The 17,937-nt window shown below is 39.2% G+C and carries 19 protein-coding genes and 1 riboswitch; of the genes, 11 read left to right on the plus strand and 8 right to left on the minus strand.

Annotated elements, in window-relative coordinates:
• Positions 1-14 precede the first annotated feature (14 nt).
• Positions 15-161, plus strand: a riboswitch (cyclic di-AMP (ydaO/yuaA leader).
• 133 nt (positions 162-294) lie between these two features.
• From D1B33_RS13515 to phoU, 9 genes are all read left to right on the plus strand, one after another.
• Positions 295-2,121, plus strand: a complete 1,827-nt coding sequence (locus tag D1B33_RS13515) for an APC family permease (RefSeq protein WP_118876934.1) — start codon at positions 295-297, stop codon at positions 2,119-2,121.
• Positions 2,122-2,279: 158 nt separating this feature from the next.
• Positions 2,280-3,371 (plus strand): phosphatidylglycerol lysyltransferase domain-containing protein, encoded by a 1,092-nt coding sequence (locus D1B33_RS13520; RefSeq protein WP_158582979.1) that lies wholly within the window; start codon positions 2,280-2,282, stop codon positions 3,369-3,371.
• A gap of 62 nt (positions 3,372-3,433) precedes the next feature.
• Positions 3,434-3,790 (plus strand): GtrA family protein, encoded by a 357-nt coding sequence (locus D1B33_RS18885; protein ID WP_407656741.1) that lies wholly within the window; start codon positions 3,434-3,436, stop codon positions 3,788-3,790.
• A gap of 90 nt (positions 3,791-3,880) precedes the next feature.
• The gene (locus tag D1B33_RS13530; RefSeq protein WP_118876937.1) at positions 3,881-4,708 is read left to right on the plus strand and encodes an SPL family radical SAM protein; all 828 of its coding nucleotides are present in this window, start codon (positions 3,881-3,883) and stop codon (positions 4,706-4,708) included.
• 232 nt (positions 4,709-4,940) lie between these two features.
• On the plus strand, positions 4,941-5,783 hold the full coding sequence (locus tag D1B33_RS13535) for a phosphate ABC transporter substrate-binding protein (protein WP_118876938.1): 843 nt from the start codon (positions 4,941-4,943) through the stop codon (positions 5,781-5,783).
• A 55-nt stretch (positions 5,784-5,838) separates the two neighbouring features.
• Complete coding sequence (gene pstC, locus D1B33_RS13540) at positions 5,839-6,753, plus strand: phosphate ABC transporter permease subunit PstC (protein ID WP_118876939.1); 915 nt, start codon at positions 5,839-5,841, stop codon at positions 6,751-6,753.
• Position 6,754: 1 nt separating this feature from the next.
• Positions 6,755-7,582 carry a phosphate ABC transporter permease PstA gene (pstA, locus tag D1B33_RS13545; RefSeq protein ID WP_118876940.1) on the plus strand — a complete coding sequence of 276 codons (828 nt, stop codon included), beginning with the start codon at positions 6,755-6,757 and terminating at the stop codon, positions 7,580-7,582.
• An 82-nt stretch (positions 7,583-7,664) separates the two neighbouring features.
• A complete protein-coding gene (pstB, locus tag D1B33_RS13550; protein WP_118877059.1) occupies positions 7,665-8,435 on the plus strand; it encodes a phosphate ABC transporter ATP-binding protein PstB in 771 nt (256 codons plus the stop codon).
• Positions 8,436-8,584: 149 nt separating this feature from the next.
• The gene (phoU, locus tag D1B33_RS13555) at positions 8,585-9,244 is read left to right on the plus strand and encodes a phosphate signaling complex protein PhoU (RefSeq protein ID WP_118876941.1); all 660 of its coding nucleotides are present in this window, start codon (positions 8,585-8,587) and stop codon (positions 9,242-9,244) included.
• Positions 9,245-9,477: 233 nt separating this feature from the next.
• On the opposite strand, the gene D1B33_RS13560 is transcribed toward phoU, so the two are convergent.
• The gene (locus D1B33_RS13560; protein WP_118876942.1) at positions 9,478-9,723 is read right to left on the minus strand and encodes a YkuS family protein; all 246 of its coding nucleotides are present in this window, start codon (positions 9,721-9,723) and stop codon (positions 9,478-9,480) included.
• A 150-nt stretch (positions 9,724-9,873) separates the two neighbouring features.
• On the opposite strand from D1B33_RS13560, the gene tlp reads away from it, so the two are divergent.
• A complete protein-coding gene (gene tlp, locus D1B33_RS13565) occupies positions 9,874-10,107 on the plus strand; it encodes a small acid-soluble spore protein Tlp (protein ID WP_118876943.1) in 234 nt (77 codons plus the stop codon).
• Positions 10,108-10,152: 45 nt separating this feature from the next.
• On the opposite strand, the gene D1B33_RS13570 is transcribed toward tlp, so the two are convergent.
• The 3 genes from D1B33_RS13570 to D1B33_RS13580 form a co-directional block, all read right to left on the minus strand.
• Positions 10,153-10,980: a DegV family protein gene (locus tag D1B33_RS13570; RefSeq protein WP_118876944.1), complete on the minus strand. Its 828-nt coding sequence runs from the start codon at positions 10,978-10,980 to the stop codon at positions 10,153-10,155.
• A gap of 180 nt (positions 10,981-11,160) precedes the next feature.
• The gene (locus D1B33_RS13575) at positions 11,161-12,330 is read right to left on the minus strand and encodes an aminotransferase (RefSeq protein ID WP_118876945.1); all 1,170 of its coding nucleotides are present in this window, start codon (positions 12,328-12,330) and stop codon (positions 11,161-11,163) included.
• Positions 12,330-12,830, minus strand: a complete 501-nt coding sequence (locus D1B33_RS13580) for an Lrp/AsnC family transcriptional regulator (RefSeq protein WP_118876946.1) — start codon at positions 12,828-12,830, stop codon at positions 12,330-12,332. The genes D1B33_RS13575 and D1B33_RS13580 overlap by 1 nt, the downstream gene beginning before the upstream one ends.
• Positions 12,831-13,101: 271 nt before the next feature.
• Between D1B33_RS13580 and D1B33_RS13585 the strand changes: the two genes are divergently transcribed.
• Positions 13,102-13,617: a YehS family protein gene (locus tag D1B33_RS13585; protein ID WP_118876947.1), complete on the plus strand. Its 516-nt coding sequence runs from the start codon at positions 13,102-13,104 to the stop codon at positions 13,615-13,617.
• A 55-nt stretch (positions 13,618-13,672) separates the two neighbouring features.
• Here D1B33_RS13585 and sstT read toward each other — a convergent pair whose 3' ends face one another.
• From sstT to D1B33_RS13605, 4 genes are all read right to left on the minus strand, one after another.
• Positions 13,673-14,884: a serine/threonine transporter SstT gene (sstT, locus tag D1B33_RS13590; RefSeq protein ID WP_118876948.1), complete on the minus strand. Its 1,212-nt coding sequence runs from the start codon at positions 14,882-14,884 to the stop codon at positions 13,673-13,675.
• 305 nt (positions 14,885-15,189) lie between these two features.
• Positions 15,190-16,011: an alpha/beta fold hydrolase gene (locus tag D1B33_RS13595; RefSeq protein WP_118877060.1), complete on the minus strand. Its 822-nt coding sequence runs from the start codon at positions 16,009-16,011 to the stop codon at positions 15,190-15,192.
• 65 nt (positions 16,012-16,076) lie between these two features.
• Positions 16,077-16,226 (minus strand): hypothetical protein, encoded by a 150-nt coding sequence (locus D1B33_RS18830; RefSeq protein WP_325049477.1) that lies wholly within the window; start codon positions 16,224-16,226, stop codon positions 16,077-16,079.
• A 380-nt stretch (positions 16,227-16,606) separates the two neighbouring features.
• Entirely contained in the window at positions 16,607-17,848 is a 1,242-nt protein-coding gene (locus tag D1B33_RS13605) for an aminopeptidase (protein ID WP_118876949.1), read from the minus strand.
• Positions 17,849-17,937 lie beyond the last annotated feature (89 nt).

Below are 17,937 nucleotides of genomic sequence, written 5' to 3' on the forward strand. Positions count from 1 at the left end.
TGACTCTGTTCTAAATTTCTAAATCGCTGAAACCGAACCAGGTACGGGGGAACCATTTTCAGGATTGCTACTTAATCCTTGGGGTGAATCCTTTTTAAGGTAGGGCTACTCAATGGCCCGAATCCGACAGCTAACCTCGTAAGCGTTATATGAGAAGGAAGGTGGAGCTTGTGACCCAGAAAAATTAGGTGTCCACAGGTCTTTTCATTGATGACTTGTGGACGCTTTTTTTATTTGTATTAACGGAATTAAATTCATCCTGCAATCTATTAACTTAACAGAAGGTGCATAGAAATGATGTCATCATTTAAAAGAATGCTCATTGGCCGGCCTTTAAAAAATAACGAAATAGGGGAACAAAAACTTAATAAAACAAAAGCTTTGGCTATTTTGTCATCGGATGCATTATCTTCGGTTGCTTATGGGCCGGAACAAATATTGATTGTATTATTTGCCGTTTCAACTGCTGCCCTTTGGTTTTCCATACCCATTGCACTTGGCGTTTTGATTCTTTTAGCTGCTCTAATCTTGTCCTATAAACAGATTATCTTTGCTTATCCGCATGGTGGAGGAGCATATGTGGTCTCGAAAACGAACCTGGGCAAGAATGCAGGTCTTGTAGCGGGAGGCTCACTGCTTGTGGACTATATACTGACTGTTGCTGTAAGTGTATCTGCCGGGACAGACGCGATTACATCCGCCTTTCCCTCGCTGCATGGTTTGAATGTGGAAATCGCCATCTTTTTTGTCATTTTATTAACGGTGCTGAATCTAAGAGGCGTAACGGAATCAGCTTCCGTTTTGGCTTACCCTGTATACTTATTCGTACTGTCATTGGCGATTTTAATTATCGTAGGAATATACAATATTTTAACAGGGGAAGTTTCGCCGCAATTGCACACACCGATCGGTACGCCGGTTGCAGGCATAAGTTTATTTATACTTTTAAAGGCCTTTGCGTCCGGGAGCTCGGCTTTGACAGGGGTGGAGGCAATCTCAAACGCCATTCCGAATTTTAAAGATCCGGCGCCGATAAACGCGTCAAAAACGTTGATGATTATGGGGGCTTTGCTTGCGCTTTTATTCGCGGGGATAATTTCAATAGCTTATTACTATGGTATTGCACCGGCCGCAGAGGTAACCGTCGTATCGCAAATTGCGGAGGAAACGTTTGGACGGAATTTCAATTACTTCTTTATTCAAGGGACGACTGCTCTTATCCTGATTTTGGCAGCAAATACGGGATATTCAGCATTTCCTTTGTTGGCCGTTAATTTGGCAAAAGATAAGTTTATTCCAAGAATGTTTCTTGCCAGAGGAGATCGTTTGGGGTACTCAAACGGAATTATCGTCCTTGGCGTGGCTTCGATTGCTTTGATTATTGCTTTTCATGCCAAGACGGAACATTTAATTCCTCTTTATGCCGTGGGGGTTTTCATTCCATTTACACTCGCCCAAACCGGCATGATTGTGAAATGGATAAGAGAAAAGCCATCTGGATGGTTGTTGAAACTAACAGTCAATGCGATTGGCGCCTTGATCAGTTTGACGGTGACGATTATATTCTTTATCACGAAGTTCTCTCAAATATGGTCTGTACTTGTATTCTTGCCATTGATTATTGTTATTTTCTATCGAATTAAAAAGCACTATGATTCCGTTGGCGATCAATTAAGATTATCGGAGAATACGGAACAGAGAATAATAGAGGGAAATGTCATTATTGTCCCAATTGCCGGAATGACACGCGTGGTAGAGAACTCCTTGAATTATGCAAAGTCGCTGAAGCCTGACCAGATCATTGCCGTAAACGTAGGGTTTGAAAAAGAAGATGAGAAAGAGTTTAAAGAGAAATGGAATAGATGGCAGCCGGATATTCGATTGGTCACACTTCATTCACCCTACCGAAGCATCATTGTTCCACTTACACGTTTTATTGATGTGGTGGAACGGAAATCTAGAGAATCCAATTACCAAGTGACAGTGGTGATTCCTCAATTTATTCCTAAAAGAGGATGGCACAACGCATTGCATAATCAATCAGGGCTTTTCATCCGTTCCTATTTATTGTTCAAGAAAAATGTGGTTGTTGCCACAGTTCCATTTCATTTAATCATGTAATTTTAGCGAAAGCAGTGAAGAAAATATCTTATTTTTCTTTGCTGCTTATTTTTTTTTGCAAAAATTAATGCAAAGAATATTTGCTATCTATGAACATTAATTACTATATGTTATCATCGAAGAAAATGAATTGTAGATTGTGGCAGGAGGAAATACCTATGATTTTTATAAAAAACCTCATTTCTCATTTTCCTATTATGCATACACAAAGAGGTTTATTGGAACAACGGGTACAAGTTCAGGATGACCTACTGTCGTTTTTAAAGAACAAAGGCGGAAATCATGTATCGCACCTGTTTTTTTTAAACGATAAAGAACAGTTTTGGACAACAGATCAAACTGGTTTAATTGTATACAAACAAATTTTTAATAAATTCGTCGTGCTTGGAGACCCCATCGGTGAAGAAAAGGCCATCCAAAACGCGATTAAGGAATTTACCGCTTTTTGTAAAAAGAAAAGAGTGAAGCCGGTATTTTACCAAGTCAATCCTCGTTATATGCACCATTATCACGATGCAGGATTCCGTTTTGCCAAGTTGGGAGAAGAAGCGATTGTAAAGCTTGAGCTTTTTTCTCTTGAGGGTAAAAGGGGAGCGAAATTAAGAACGAGGGTTAACAAGTTTACACGCGAGGGATATGCCTTTAGTGTAGCAAAACCTCCGCATTCTTCTAAATTCATGGCCGAACTTAAAGCAATTTCAGATTCCTGGCTGGGGACCGAAAAAGAAAAGGGGTTCTCTGTAGTCAGTTTTCAAGAAGAATATGTCTCGCGTTTTCCGGTAGCACTTTTACATAATTCGGATGGAGAAATCATAGCTTTTGCCACTTTAACAACAGATTATAAACAGACATTAATTATAGACCTGATGAGAAAGGGCCAACAATCGCCACATGGAGCAATGGATGTTCTATTTGCCAATATTCTCACGTGGGCAAAAGAAAAGGGATACCAGAATTGCAGCTTGGGAATGGCACCTCTCGCAAACGTAGGCAATTGCAAAGAATCATGCATGAATGAAAAACTGATTCACCTTGTTTATCTTCATGGAAATCAAAAATACAATTTTAAAGGGCTCGAGACTTATAAAGCCAAGTTTGCAACAGATTGGGAACCGAAATATTTGGCTTATAAAAAATCATGGTTGCCTCTTTTATTATTGCAGTTAGTGTTGTTGATCAACCATAAACACGAGCTCGGTTCTTCTTCCAAAAGAAGCCGAATCATCAAAAGAAAATTGCGCTTTGGGTAGGAGTGCAAAGCATCCTTGAGGAAGGAAGAGTGCAGCGCATGAAAGAGATTTCTTTGAAGTTTATGAAATATAGTTTAGTAGGTTGTATAAATACATGCATTTATTTTCTGTGTGTTTTTTTGTTAATTGAACAACTTCATTTTGAATCATTATTGGGATCCTGCTTTTCTTTTATCCTGATGACGATTGCCTCCTTTTGTCAGAACGTACGTTATACGTTTAAAGGATTGGTTACTCAACAAAGACTCGTGCGCTTTTTTTCTGTTTCGCTCATCGGGTTTATGCTGAATTTTTTGCTTATTTATTTCGTGGTTCATGTGCTTTTCTTCCATTATATGTGGGGCGAATTGCTGACGATTTTAATCATTCCGGTTGTGAATTTTTTATTGAACAATTACTGGACGTTTCAAACAAATTAAAAAGTAAATGATTAGACTGAAGGGAATTTTTTGAGTTCCTTTTTAGTCTTTTCTTGTTTAAGTCCATAAAAGAATGGAGAGGGAATGGATATGCAGCTAACAGAAATAATCTCTAAAAAAATACTAACGGAAGCAAAAGGCTATTTGGATGTTGGATTTACACATTCGTTAAATCCATATAGCGGTTGTGGCTTTTCTTGCAAATATTGTTATGTACGTGAAATGCCCATACAACGATTCAAGGATATTCCTTGGGGGGAATGGGTCGATGTCAAGATAAACGCGGCTGAAAACTATCGCAATGAAGTATTGAAACTGCGAAAGAAAGAGAAACCGGTCAATATTTTTATGTCATCTGCAACGGATCCTTACCAGCCGATCGAGCGCAATGCGAAAATTTCACGAGCAATTTTGGAAGAAATGCTTGAAACTCCCCCTGACTTTCTGCAAATTCAAACAAGAAGTCCTCTTGTTACGAGAGATATGGACATATTCGTACAATTAAAAGAAAGATGCAACCTTCTCGTGTCCATGACAGTTGAAACTGATAGAGAAGATATAAAACGAATCTTTGCCCCCCTTGCCCCTGGTATCAAATTACGATTGAAAGCATTAGAAGAACTGTATCAAGCCGGCATTTGTACGCAAGCTTCCATTTCACCGGCACTACCCTTTACACCGGATTTTCCGAAAGCGCTATCTGGTATTGTAGATCATATTTGGATTGATACGTTGATGATAGGCGATGGAGCGAATGGTAAACGTTCAAAGCGGCTGGGAATGCCGAAGTTATTTGAAGAGCATGGATTATTGGATTGGTATGAGGAAGATATTCACCTAAGGATACAAAAATACTTTCAAAAGTATTTTAGCGAAAAAATGATTCGTGTATCTAAACAGGAGGCTTTTTTAAAATAAAACTGAAATATTCTTAGCGAAATTACAATAAATAGAAAATTGCGCTGATCTATCATCGTTTTGACCTAAGATATCATAATTCACAGAAAACTTTAAAAAAATTTAACAAAATATGTATTGTTTTTAATAAATCTTTACAAAACCTTTACAAAAGACACGATAAAAATTTACACAGTACCTTTATTCTAGATTAGACAAAATACGACACTAACTAATTTCTTGGAGGTCGGGAATGAGTATAATAAAAAAAGTGAAAAATAGTTTTCTCTTAGTTGTATGTGTTGCTGTTTTATCAGCTTGTACAAACACGGAGAATGAAGATACACAAGCAACATCTGGTGATGGATATACACTTGCCATTTCAGGTTCCACATCAGTAGGGCCTTTAGCGGAAAAATTAGCATACCAATACGCTGAACATTCCGATACAAAAATTGAAATTAACCAAATCGGTTCTTCCGCAGGGATTACAAATGCCATTAATGGTGTTTCGGAAATCGGAATGGCTTCACGTGACTTGAAGGAAGAAGAAAAAGCGAGTGGATTGACTGACCTGGTCATTGCTTATGATGGAATCGTTGTTGTGACACATCCATCAAATAAAGTAAAAGATTTAACGATGGAGCAAGTCAAACAAATCTTTACTGGTGAAATCACAAACTGGAAAGAAGTTGGCGGGGATGACATGGAAATCGTTGTTGTTTCTCGTGAGGATGGTTCCGGTTCACGCGATGCATTCCAGGAAATTGTTGATTATAGCTCAGGTGAATTAGTGAAAAGTGCAATTATCGCAAGCGGCAACGGAAATATTAAAACCACTGTAGCGAACAATAAACATGCAGTTGGATTCATCTCTTTTGAATATATCGATGAATCAATCTCCACTATTGATATAAATGGCGCAGAGGCGACTGCCGAAAACGTTTTGGCACAAGAGTATAAATTATCCAGACCTTTCTTGTTTGTCTATAAAGAAGAGGCATTATCGGAAGCGGGACAAGACTTTATCGATTATATCTTAAGTGAAGAAGGACAACAAATTGCGGCAGAAGCAGGCGCAATTCCAGTAAAGTAACAAACTAGCAGGAAGACAACAAAACATTTTGAACGGAATTTTGGAGGAATAAAGAGTGTCTATCCCAACAGAAAACAAACAAACCGAAAATATCGGTAAAGCAAATAAAAGGAAGTATTTTTTAGAGAGCGTCTCGTCAAAATTATTTATGATCTGTGCGCTTTTGTCGGTTATCACATTGGTATTGATTATCGGGTTTGTGTTTTATAAAGGATCGCATCCTTTCGTAGTAGGCGGTTATAGTTTTATAGATTTTCTTTTTGGTACGGATTGGGTGCCGAGTGAAGATAAATTCGGCATTTTCCCAATGATTATTGCATCAATTTATGCCACGATTGGCGCGTTAATCATCGGTGTGCCGATTGGATTATTTACAGCAATTTTCTTGGCTGAAATCGCTTCGACAAGAGTAGCGAAAATCATTTCTCCTGCCATTCAGTTATTGGCAGGGATTCCATCTGTATTATATGGTGTATTCGGACTAGCCATCATTGTTCCATTTTTGCAAAACACATTTGGTTTGGCAAAAGGACAAAGTTTAATAGCGGTTATTCTTGTGCTGGCCATCATGATGTTGCCAACGATTGTAACGGTTGCTGAAACTGCAATCCGCGCTGTTCCACAAAGCTATCGTGAAGGTTCATTGGCGCTTGGTGTGTCGCATATCGGTACAATCTTCAGAGTAATTGTCCCGGCGGCAAAATCGGGAATCATGACAGCGGTTGTATTGGGACTGGGAAGAGCGATTGGTGAAACAATGGCAGTAATTCTAGTTGCCGGCAACAGTTTGATTGTTCCAACAAGTTTAACGGATAGCATTCGTCCGTTGACAACAAACATAGCGCTGGAAATGGGCTATGCGGCAGGAACACATCAGGAAATGCTATTCGCAACGGGTATTGTGTTGTTCTCGTTTATTTTAATTTTGAATTTTGTTTTGGCGAAAATCAGTGCAAAGGGTGGTAACTAGGATGAGAGATTTTAAAGATAACTTGTTGCGTGGACTTTTATGGTTATCGGCTTTCTTGTCGGTTGCTGTGCTGTTGATGATTGTCGGGTTTATCTTTTATAAAGGAATGGGCTTGATCAGTTTCGAGTTCATCTTTGGGGACTATTCTCCTGAAGGCGGCGGCGGAATTTGGCCGATGATTGTAACAACGGTTTACACGATTGTTATTTCATTGATCATTGCAACGCCAATCGGAATTTTGGCAGCCGTCTACTTGCATGAATACGCAAAACAAGGACGTTTAGTTCGAATCATCCGTTTTGCAACGGAAAGTTTAACCGGGATTCCTTCGATTATTTATGGTCTATTCGGTGCAGTATTCTTTGTAACCACTTTAAAATTGGGAATGTCAATTATTGCGGCTTCCCTAACATTGACAATTATTGTATTGCCGGTGATTATTCGTACAACCGAAGAGTCATTAAAAACAGTTCCAGCTTCATATCGCGAAGGTTCTTTGGCTCTTGGAAATACGAAATTGCAAACACTGTATAAGGTCATCTTGCCGAGTGCAATGCCGGGGATTTTATCCGGGATTATTCTTTCCATCGGACGTATAGTTGGGGAATCGGCAGCCATCTTCCTAACTGCAGGAACAGTAGCCGCAATGCCGGAGAGCATCTTCTCATCAGCAAGAACGCTGACGGTTCATTCGTATTTAGTTACACAAGAGGCCGGCGACATTGAACTTGCTGCAGCTGTGGGAATTGTGTTAATCGTGATTATTTTGGCAATCAATTTTTCAGCAACATATATATCCAAAAAATTAAACAAAGCAACCAATAAATAAGGAGTATGTGATGAATAGAGCGTTAAAGGAACATACCAAAGAATTGGTCAAACAAAATGAAACAGGGAAGGGTATTTCAGAGATGGCACAACGTGGAAAAGGTAACGCGAAAATTAAAGTAAAAGATTTAAACTTATTCTATGGTGAAAAACAAGCGTTATTTGGAGTTTCTCTAGATATTAATGAAAAAGAAGTAACGGCATTGATCGGTCCATCTGGCTGCGGGAAATCTACTTTTTTAAGAACGTTAAACCGAATGAACGATTTAATCGATAGCGTTAAAATCACTGGTGATATTATTATCAACGATGAAAATATTTATACTTCCAGCGATGTTATTAAATTGCGCACGAAAGTGGGAATGGTGTTCCAAAAACCGAACTTATTCCCGATGAGCATTTATGACAATGTTGCTTATGGTCCAAGAGGGCAAGGCATCAAAAACAAAAAAGAATTAGATAAAATTGTAGAAGAAAGTTTGCGTGGCGCGGCTATTTGGGATGAAGTAAAAGACAGACTTAAAACTTCTGCACTTGGTTTGTCGGGCGGTCAGCAGCAACGTGTCTGCATCGCTCGTGCAATTGCCATGAAACCGGATGTAATCCTGATGGACGAGCCGACATCGGCCCTTGACCCAATCTCTACTTTGAAAGTAGAAGAATTAATAACGCAAATGAAAGAAGACTTTACCATTGTCATCGTGACACATAACATGCAGCAAGCGGCACGAATTTCCGATAAAACGGCTTTCTTCTTAAATGGGGAAGTGGTTGAGTATGATGAAACGGATAATATTTTCTCAACGCCGAAAGACCAGCGAACTGAAGATTATGTAACAGGACGTTTCGGATAATAAAAGTTAGATTCCCTATATTATCCAATCCAGGTTCTCATAGTCTTGCGAAGGGCTTCTGCTAGACAACTGTTCAAAAATTATGTAAGTTCATATATAACAGTTAACTATCCCTGCCTGTTAAGCGCGGGATAATAGGAGGGCAACAAATGGTCATTCGTGAAAACTTTGAAAACAGTCTGCAAGAACTAAAAAAGAAAATCTCCGACATGGGGGAGCTTTCCATCCAAGCGCTTGAAAATGCTTTTATTGCTTTAAAAACACAAGATGTTGAAATCGCATTAAGCGTTATTGAGGAAGATACGGAAGTAGATGATCTGGATGATGAGATCAACCAATTCGCGGTATGGCTTATTTCCAAAGAACAGCCGGTTGCAAGAGATCTTCGCGAAATTATCGGCGCGCTTAAAATCTCATCCGAAATTGAACGAGTGGCCGATTTTGCCGTGAATATTTCAAAAGCTACAATCAAAATTGGAAAGTCCAAGTCATTGCTTGAATTGACTCATTTAGAGAAGATGAAAGATGTTTCCGTTCAAATGCTGCAAAAAGCACTGCAATCGTTCCTTGAAGCAAACATCGTAATGGCTAAAGAAGTGAGTGACCTCGAAGACCAAGTGGATGAATATAATAGCGAAACATATAAAACTCTTACAAACTATTTAAGAGAACATCCGGAAGATATGGATCAACTCTTGCAGTTAATCTTTATTAACCGCCACTTGGAAAGAGCAGCGGACCATATCACCAATATCGCTGAAAGCACTGCGTATTTAATTAAAGGGAAAATTTACGATTTCAACTCATAATAGTAAAAGAAGCAGAAAACCACTTAGCTTGGTTTTCTGCTTCTTTTTGTTTTTTGGACAAGGTGGAGGGAGAGGAAGGTGTCCAAAAGGAGTGGGTTATTGGACAGCATATGAAAGAAGGCAGAGGAAGCTGTCCAACAAATTCAGTGGCTGATCAAATCGCTGTAATAACTAAAGTATATAAAAAAGCGCTGCCAATTAATTAAAACTTAAACGACAGCACTTTTTCTTAATTAATGGAATACTTTGTCTACACGTTCAACAATTTCATCTGCCGATAAACCGCTTGCTTCGATAACCGGCCCTTCAATTGCAGTTTCGCTAATTCCCATAAAATTGTCATCTTGCCCTGTTACCACACAGCAATCGCATTTTTTTGCATCTTCTTCCTTGCGAAGCTGAACTACGTCATAACCTTTTGCTTTTAAAGCTTGTTCCACATTAGTTAAAGATTCTTCAACACCAATAATATGTGACATTTTTTCTTCCACCTCCTATAAGTAATGTGTCAAAGAACCGTCTTAATTATGCGTTATTTTCACATTTTATTGCTTGCTTCCTTCAAGTATAGATCGCTGAAAAGAAAACAAACTAAAGTCGATAAAATACTATTGAAATGAGGAAATAAAATGCCGCAACAGCAACCAAAACCGGACGACCGTTCCAATAATGTAGAGCGATTGCATGAGATGATTGAAAATACGAAAAATAAGTTGCATGAAGCCGAAATAAGCCTGGAATTCTCCAGTGCCGAAGATCAGCAAAACATTCAACTAAAGAATGAACGCCGCAAACAATCCATCCAGGCAATGGAGGACGAAATCCAGGATGAGATGAACGCACGGAAAAATGGTGAAATATAAAAAAGACTAGAGGCAAAGTCCTTTAGTCTTTTTTAAATGTACTATTTAGAAAGAGAGAATCATCCCACCTTTGCCGGCATAGGTTCCCATCGTTGCTCCCATGTAGTTAATGATGACATCTTTAGGTTTGAACATCCGAATCAGTTCTTGCTTTAATGATTCCGCATCTTCTATATTGCCGGTATGGGTGATGCCAAAGGTGATTTGAGAAAAATCGTTACCTCTTTCCCCGATTAGTTCAACGACTCGTTTTTGGAATTTTTTCGTGCCTCTTATTTTCTCAAGAACCTCTACTTTTCCTCCTTCCACTCGATCCAAGATTACTTTTATATTTAAAAGTTTGGCAACCGTCCCTTGGAATTTACTTAGACGTCCGCCTTTTACGATATTTTCGAGCGTGTTAAGCAGGACCAGGATATTCATTTTTTCACGATAGATTTTCAGTTCAGGGATGATTTCTTCCAATGGACGCCCTTCTTCTATAAGTTCTGCTGCTTTAATAATTTGAAGGCCATGCCCGAGTGAGCCGGCAAGGGTATCAAAAATAACAGCGTTTGATTCGGCCAGTTCTTTTCCAAGACAGGCGGATTGATACGTGCCGCTTAGACCGGACGAGATGGTAAAACAAAGCAGGTCGGTATCCTTATCAAAACTTGAAAAGGCTTGGGCAAAAGCAGCTGGAGAGGGTTGTGATGTTTTTGGAAGTTCTTCGGCAGATTCCATTTTGTAAAAGAACTCTTTAGGTGTTAAATCGATTGTTTCTAAAAAATCTTTCCCATCAATTGTGACAGTTAAAGGGACAACGGTAATATCGTATTTTTTAATCAGCTCATCAGGTAAATCGGCAGAGCTATCTGTTATGATTTTAATCATGTCTTCACTCCTCTTACCATTTCATATTAGCATTCTTTCCGAAAAGCTGTAAGGATGGAGTTTTAAGAATAAAAAGAGCCACTTCCAAAAGGAAATGACTCTTTTATTATACTTTCACCGAAAGCCGCCAGCCCGATACGCAAAACATCTGTATCCGTTGGATAGGCAGGGCGCTTTCGTTTATAAATGATCGATAAAACGTTTGATTCTTTTGACCGCTTCTTGCAGTTGCTCCAAGGATGTTGCATAGGAACAGCGGATATGGCCTTCGCCGCTCTCGCCAAACACATCTCCTGGTACTACGGCAACTCCTTCTTTCATCAAAAGCTGCTCGGCGAACTCCTGAGAAGTTAAGCCGGTCGATTGAATCGAAGGGAAGGCATAGAAGGCACCGCCGGGAATATGGCAATCCAATCCCATTTCATTGAAAGATTGGACAATATAATTGCGTCGGCGGCGATAGCTTTTTACCATTTCCTCGACATCCGGACGTCCATTTTTCAGAGCTTCGACCGCCGCATACTGAGACATTGTGGAAGCGCACATTAAGCCATACTGGTGAACCTTTAACATGGCAGACGAAATTTCTGCTGGAGAGCAAACATACCCTAAGCGCCAGCCAGTCATGGCAAATCCTTTGGAGAAGCCGTTAACCAGAATCGTTCTTTCTCGCATTCCTTCGATGGCAGCCATGCTTGTATACTCTTCATCGTATGAGAGCTCTGCATAAATTTCATCGGCAACGATTAGCAAATCGTATTTTTTTGCGATATGAGCGATCCCTTCCAATTCACTTTTATTCAACATCGTCCCTGTTGGATTGTTTGGTGAGCACAGCATGATTGCTTTTGTTTTTTCCGTGACGACTGCTTCAATCTGATCAGGAAGGACCTTAAAATCGTTTTCTTTTTCTGCTTGCACTTGAACCGCAACACCGCCAGCCAATTCAACCATTGGAATATAGGAAACGAAGCATGGTTCCACAACAATCACTTCATCGCCCGGATCCAGGATGGTTCTCATTGCAATGTCGATGGCGGAACTTGCTCCAACCGTAACGATGATTTCTTGAGCGGGATCATAGGCTACCCCGAATTGATTGTTCATATAATAGGAAATTTCTTTACGCAATTCCATTATTCCTGCGTTTGGAGTATAGGAAGTATAACCTTCTTCCAAAGAAGCAATGGCTGCTTCCCGGATATGCCAAGGTGTAACAAAATCAGGTTCTCCTACACCGAGTGAGATTACTCCTTCCATCCCTGCCGCCATATCAAAGAAGCGGCGAATTCCCGATGGTTTTAATTCATGTACTAACGTTGATACATACTTGCTTTTTGTTGATTCCATTAAGGTGACACCACAATTCTTTTGTCTTTATTTTCAGGTTCGAAAATGATTCCGTCATGTTTATACTTTTTCAAGATGAAATGAGTTGTTGTAGAGAGAACAGAATCAAGTGTTGAAAGCTTTTTCGATACAAAGTTTGCAACTTCATTCATTGACTTTCCTTCTACAATAACCGATAAATCATAAGTACCCGACATCAGGTAAACGGAATTCACTTCATCAAAGCGGTATATTCTTTCGGCGATTTCATCGAAGCCAACGCCTCGCTTCGGCGCTACCTTTACATCAATCATCGCCCGTACACCAGGATGCTCTTCAACCTTTGTCCAATCCACGAGAGAAATATATCGAATGATTACTTTATTATCTTCAAGCTTTTGAATGGCTTGTTGTGTTTCTTCCAAGCTTAACCCTACCATTTTTGCTACATCTTCGGCAGCTATACGGGCGTTCATCTCCAAAATTTCAACAATTTCCCGTTCCTTTTGAGTCAGTTTCAAGAAAAAGACCTCCATCTAATTAAAGTATTGTTATTATAGCAAAATTGAAACTATATTATTGATTGTAAATCCGTTTTTTATTTAGTCAATGAAATATTTATCAATATAAAAAATTATAGAAAATCGAAGTAATGGCGAGTTCTTTAGCGATTCAGCAAGTATGAATTTCATGAAAGTTAAGCGATAATGTATAATGAACGCATGATTAATTTAATCTAGTTAATTTTGAAATTAAAAATTTCAGGCAGCAAAAAGACTAAAGGAGATACGCATGACAAATAACGATTTACTAATTCGATTACGATACGCACTGGATCTTAAAAATACGGAGATGGTTGAAATTTTTCGGCTGGGCGGTATGGATTTTACAAAAGAAGACGTACTTAAAATCCTTACTAAACCAAAGAAAACAGAAGATGGCGAGTATGACTTAACGCCAACCGAGGATTTTATGCCATGTGATTATGAAATGCTTGAGGCATTTCTGAATGGGTTTATCACTTTTAAGCGCGGCAAGAAAGAGCAAAAGCCAGGGCAGGAGAAAACACCGGAAGTTGCTGAAAGAAAAGATCCACCGAATAATTTATTTATAAAAAGAGTGAAGATAGCTTTAAGTTTAACAACAGAAGATATGATCGATATTTTCTATGATGCTGGATTAAATGTGTCTAAAGGGGAAATCGGAGCGATTTTGCGTAAAGCCAATCACCGCAATTTTAAAGAATGCGGCGACAATTTTACGAGAAATTTCATAAAAGGGTTAACGATTCGTTATCGCGAAAACTAAAATAAAACAAGAGACTGAACCGGGTTGGGTTTAGTCTCTTGTCTTTTAATGGCCATTATCCCATTTTGCGATTTTTCGCCAATTCAGCCGTTGCAGTGAACAAGACATCGGAAGAGGAGTTTAACGCCGTCTCGCAAGAGTCTTGCAACACGCCGATGATGAACCCGATTCCTATGACTTGCACTGCAATATCATTCGGAATACCAAATAAGCTACAAGCTAGCGGAATGAGCAATAGAGACCCGCCAGCCACACCTGAAGCACCCGCAGCGGATACTGCAGAAACGATTACCAAAATGATGGCCGTCCAAAAATCTACTTCTATATTAAGCGTATGAACGGTTGCCAGCGTTAAGACAGAAATTGTTACCGCTGCACCGGCCATATTAATGGTTGCACCTAATGGAATGGAAACAGAATAAGTGTCTTCATCCAAACCTAACTTTTCGCATAAAGCCATATTCACTGGAATATTGGCTGCCGAACTGCGGGTAAAGAAGGCAGTTAATCCACTTTCTCTTATTGTTCTTAGTACAAGTGGATATGGATTTTTGCGAATATAAATAAATGTAATCAGCGGATTGATTACCAGCGCCACAAAGAAAATGCTGCCTAAAAGCAATACCAGCAGTTGGACATATTCTTTCATTGCGGAAAAACCATTTGTTGCGATCGCGTCGAACACAAGACCCAAAATACCAAAAGGAGCTAATTCTATAACCCATTTTACGATTTTTGTGATTGCTTCTGAAAAATTGGCAATCGTTGTTTTGGTAGAATCGGATGCTTTTTTTAATGCAAAGCCCAATAAAATTGCCCACATTAAAATTCCGAGGTAATTCGCGTTCAATATTGCATTAACCGGATTATCAACAAGGTTGAATAAAAGAGTATTCAGTACTTCCAATATGCCCTCTGGAGGAGCGATATCTTCAGGGTTTGATGCAAATGTTAAAGTGACGGGGAATAAAAAGCTTGCTGCCACGCCAACGATTCCCGCTAAAGTCGTTCCAATCGCATAAAGGACAAGAATCGATTTCATATTGGTTTTTTTGCCGCTCTGGTGACTGGAGATGGCATGCATTACTAGAACCAGAACTAAAATTGGAGCGACAGCTTTTAAAGCGCCGACAAATAAAGAACCAAGAATAGAAACCCAGCTAGCTGCATCGGGTACTGTCACAGCCAAGAGAATACCCAAAATAATTCCAAGCAAAATTCGTTTTACTAAACTAATTTGGCTCCACTTATGTACGATGTTTTTCATGTTATGCCTCCGAAGTAAGTTAAATATATTAGTATAGTGTACATTTGTATCGCCCAAGTGGACACTTAATTAAACAATAGTTTACCACGGATAAGATGATTAGGAAACATGAAATTATTTCAAGATACTTAAAAAGAGACAAAAATCAGTAAATTTTTAACTTTACATTTTTTTGAAAGAGAGTTTTCTTAAGGGGAGAGAGGAATCGGTGAAATTAAAGCCCAATTTTGCTAGAATCCACAAGAAATCGGGCTTTAAATATTGAAGGTTATTAATATGCATTTTTTTTCATTCTAGTAACACTATTAGTTTTTTATAAAAGTTAAAATATTATCAATGAAAGGTTCTGTTTTTTCAATTTGCGTCCAATGCCCGCATTCATTAAATACATGCAATTCTGCATGCGGCAATAATTGAATTAATCGATAGCTTGTATCTTCAATGGGAATTACTTGATCATTTAAGCCGTGGAAGATTAAAGTTTTAGTCTCGATTGTTTGGATTTGTTCATCTTCCAATGCCATTTCATCTAATTTCTCTTGGCGCGGAGCCGGGAACATTGCAGAAAAAGCTTCTTTTACATCTGGTCGAGTACTTGCTTCATAGCGCATTCGAACCAGTTCCTCATTATTTGCGGCTTCTTGATTGTAGGAGAATAACTTTATCAATTCTCTCATGGAATCAAGACTTGGCTCATAGCCCCATACTCGATCCAGACCTTCGGAAATTGGGTGTTTCGTGCCAACGCTGCCCATCAAGATTAATTTTTTTACTAAGTCCGGTCTGCGATAGGCAATGTGAAGAGATAGCGCTCCGCCAAATGAATTGCCCACCAGGTAAACCGGCTCATCGGAAACTGCTTCTATAAATCCAATTAAATGTTCGACCCATAATTCAATATTATAATCATGATTGGATAATTTATCTGTTTCGCCGAAGCCGATAATATCTGGTGCAAAAACTTGATATGATTCACTTAAACGTGGAATCACCAGGCGCCAGTTCGCAAAAGCCGAAACTCCTGGACCGGATCCGTGTATTAGAATGATTTTTTCATGGCCAGTGCCTTCTTCGTGGTAATGTGTATTAATTCCATTGATTTCTATATATTTTGACCCGATTTGCAAAACAATCCCTCCTTGTAAAACTTGGGCAAAAATCAACCTCACTTAAATTTTCTCCACTCATTGTCCTAATAGTTCGCAAAGCCCGTAAATAGTGATTTATCATTTAAATTTACCGGTCTAATTTTATGAATTTTTATCAAGTACATCCGACCATACAGGATTACCGCAACAACACGATGTTCCAATGCCTGAGGTGATGTTGTTCTCAATGCCATATGATCCAAGCCTGCTTCATTGTGATATTGGTCTTCATAAGCAACGCATATAGACCGAATTGCCTTGACGTTGTATTTCGTCCATACCTAGAATATTCTTGAAAAACACGAGAGATTCCTCTAATTTTGGGCTGCAAATTTCATTGTGCGCTAACTGTTAGTTCATATGGTGCTAAAGGAGCAGCAAAGCTGGAGCAATTTCGGCAGGATTTCAATGGGAAAATTATGATAAAGAAAGTTGCGTGTATGGGACGCATCTTATTTCGATAAATCCCACCAAATAAAAACATTTCTCGGGAAATATTTTAATAATCTCTTATAATAGCAAACGAAAAAATGTACAACTCGACTGAATTGTACATTTCTTTTTTATCTATTTATTAAAATGCCCAGTCTCCATTGCGGAAAATAGGGACCACTGTGCCATCTTGTTTGATGCCGTCGATATTCATTTCAGCAGAACCAATCATGAAATCCACATGCACGGTTGAAGTATTCATTCCATGAGCTTGCAATTCCTCCGGGCTCATTTTGGTACCCCCTTGAATCGTTGTAGGGTATGCCGAGCCGATTGCCAAGTGATTGGATGCATTTTCGTCAAATAAAGTATTGAAGAACGTGATGCCTGATTGTGAAATAGGGGAAGGGTCCGGAACGAGGGCGACTTCACCCAATCCTGTGCCACCATCATTATCAAAGACTAATTTTTTAATTGCTTCATCACCTTTTTCGGCAGAAATATCGGTGATTTTCCCGTCTTTGAAATGCACTACGATTCCCTCAATCAAGGTACCTGCATAACTAAGCGGTTTTGTACTGCGGACTACACCATCCATGCGGCGTGTATCAGGAGCAGTAAACACTTCTTCCGTTGGCATGTTGGCAATGAATTCTTCCCCTTTTGGGTTATAGCTTTCTGCGCATGCCCAAATGTGATTTTTCGGCAAGCCTAATGTTAAATCCGTTCCAGGAGCTGAATAATGAAGGGCATCAAATTGCATCTCATTTAATTTCGCCGCTTTTTCGTTTAATGTTTTTTTGTGCTCATCCCAAGCAGCGATTGGATCTTCTTCATAGACACGGCATGTTTTGAAGATTTGATCCCATAGTGCATCCACCTGTTCTTCCTCTGAACCTAGATCCGCGAATACTTTCGATGCCCAACCAGCGCCTGCAGCAGCTGCAACCGTCCATTTTAAATCGTCATTTTGGGTTGCTTTTCGCTGCACATGGAAGGCTTTAGCCGCAACGTTTTGGAAGGCCGCCACTTTTCCTGCGTCTACCTCATCCAATAATCCAGGGTCGCTGGATAAAACCGTTAATCGGCTGACACGATGATTTAAAATATGATCTTCGGATTCGTCGATTTCATATTGAGGAATATCGGTTAATACTTTTGTTGGCTGGTGAAGATAGTGGTATTTAGTAATTTCATCATCTGACCATTTCACGATGACCTTCTCGGCACCTAAGACATAAGCTTCTTTTGTAATTAAACGCGCAAAAGGGGCTTGGTCAACCGAGATTGTCAATTTTACCCAATCGCCTGGCTGCACATTAATGCCTTTTGCCACTAAAAGCTTTGCGTATTTTTTCAAGTTTTCATTAAAGTTAGGTAACATAAAATTTCCTCCAAAGTTATACTTCATCCCAATATTATCATAATTGAATAAAAACGTTATAATTTACCTATCAATTGTGAATAAATTGA

It is taken from the genome of Ureibacillus yapensis, assembly GCF_003515775.1.
GTDB classification, from domain to species: Bacteria; Bacillota; Bacilli; order Bacillales_A; family Planococcaceae; genus Ureibacillus; species Ureibacillus yapensis.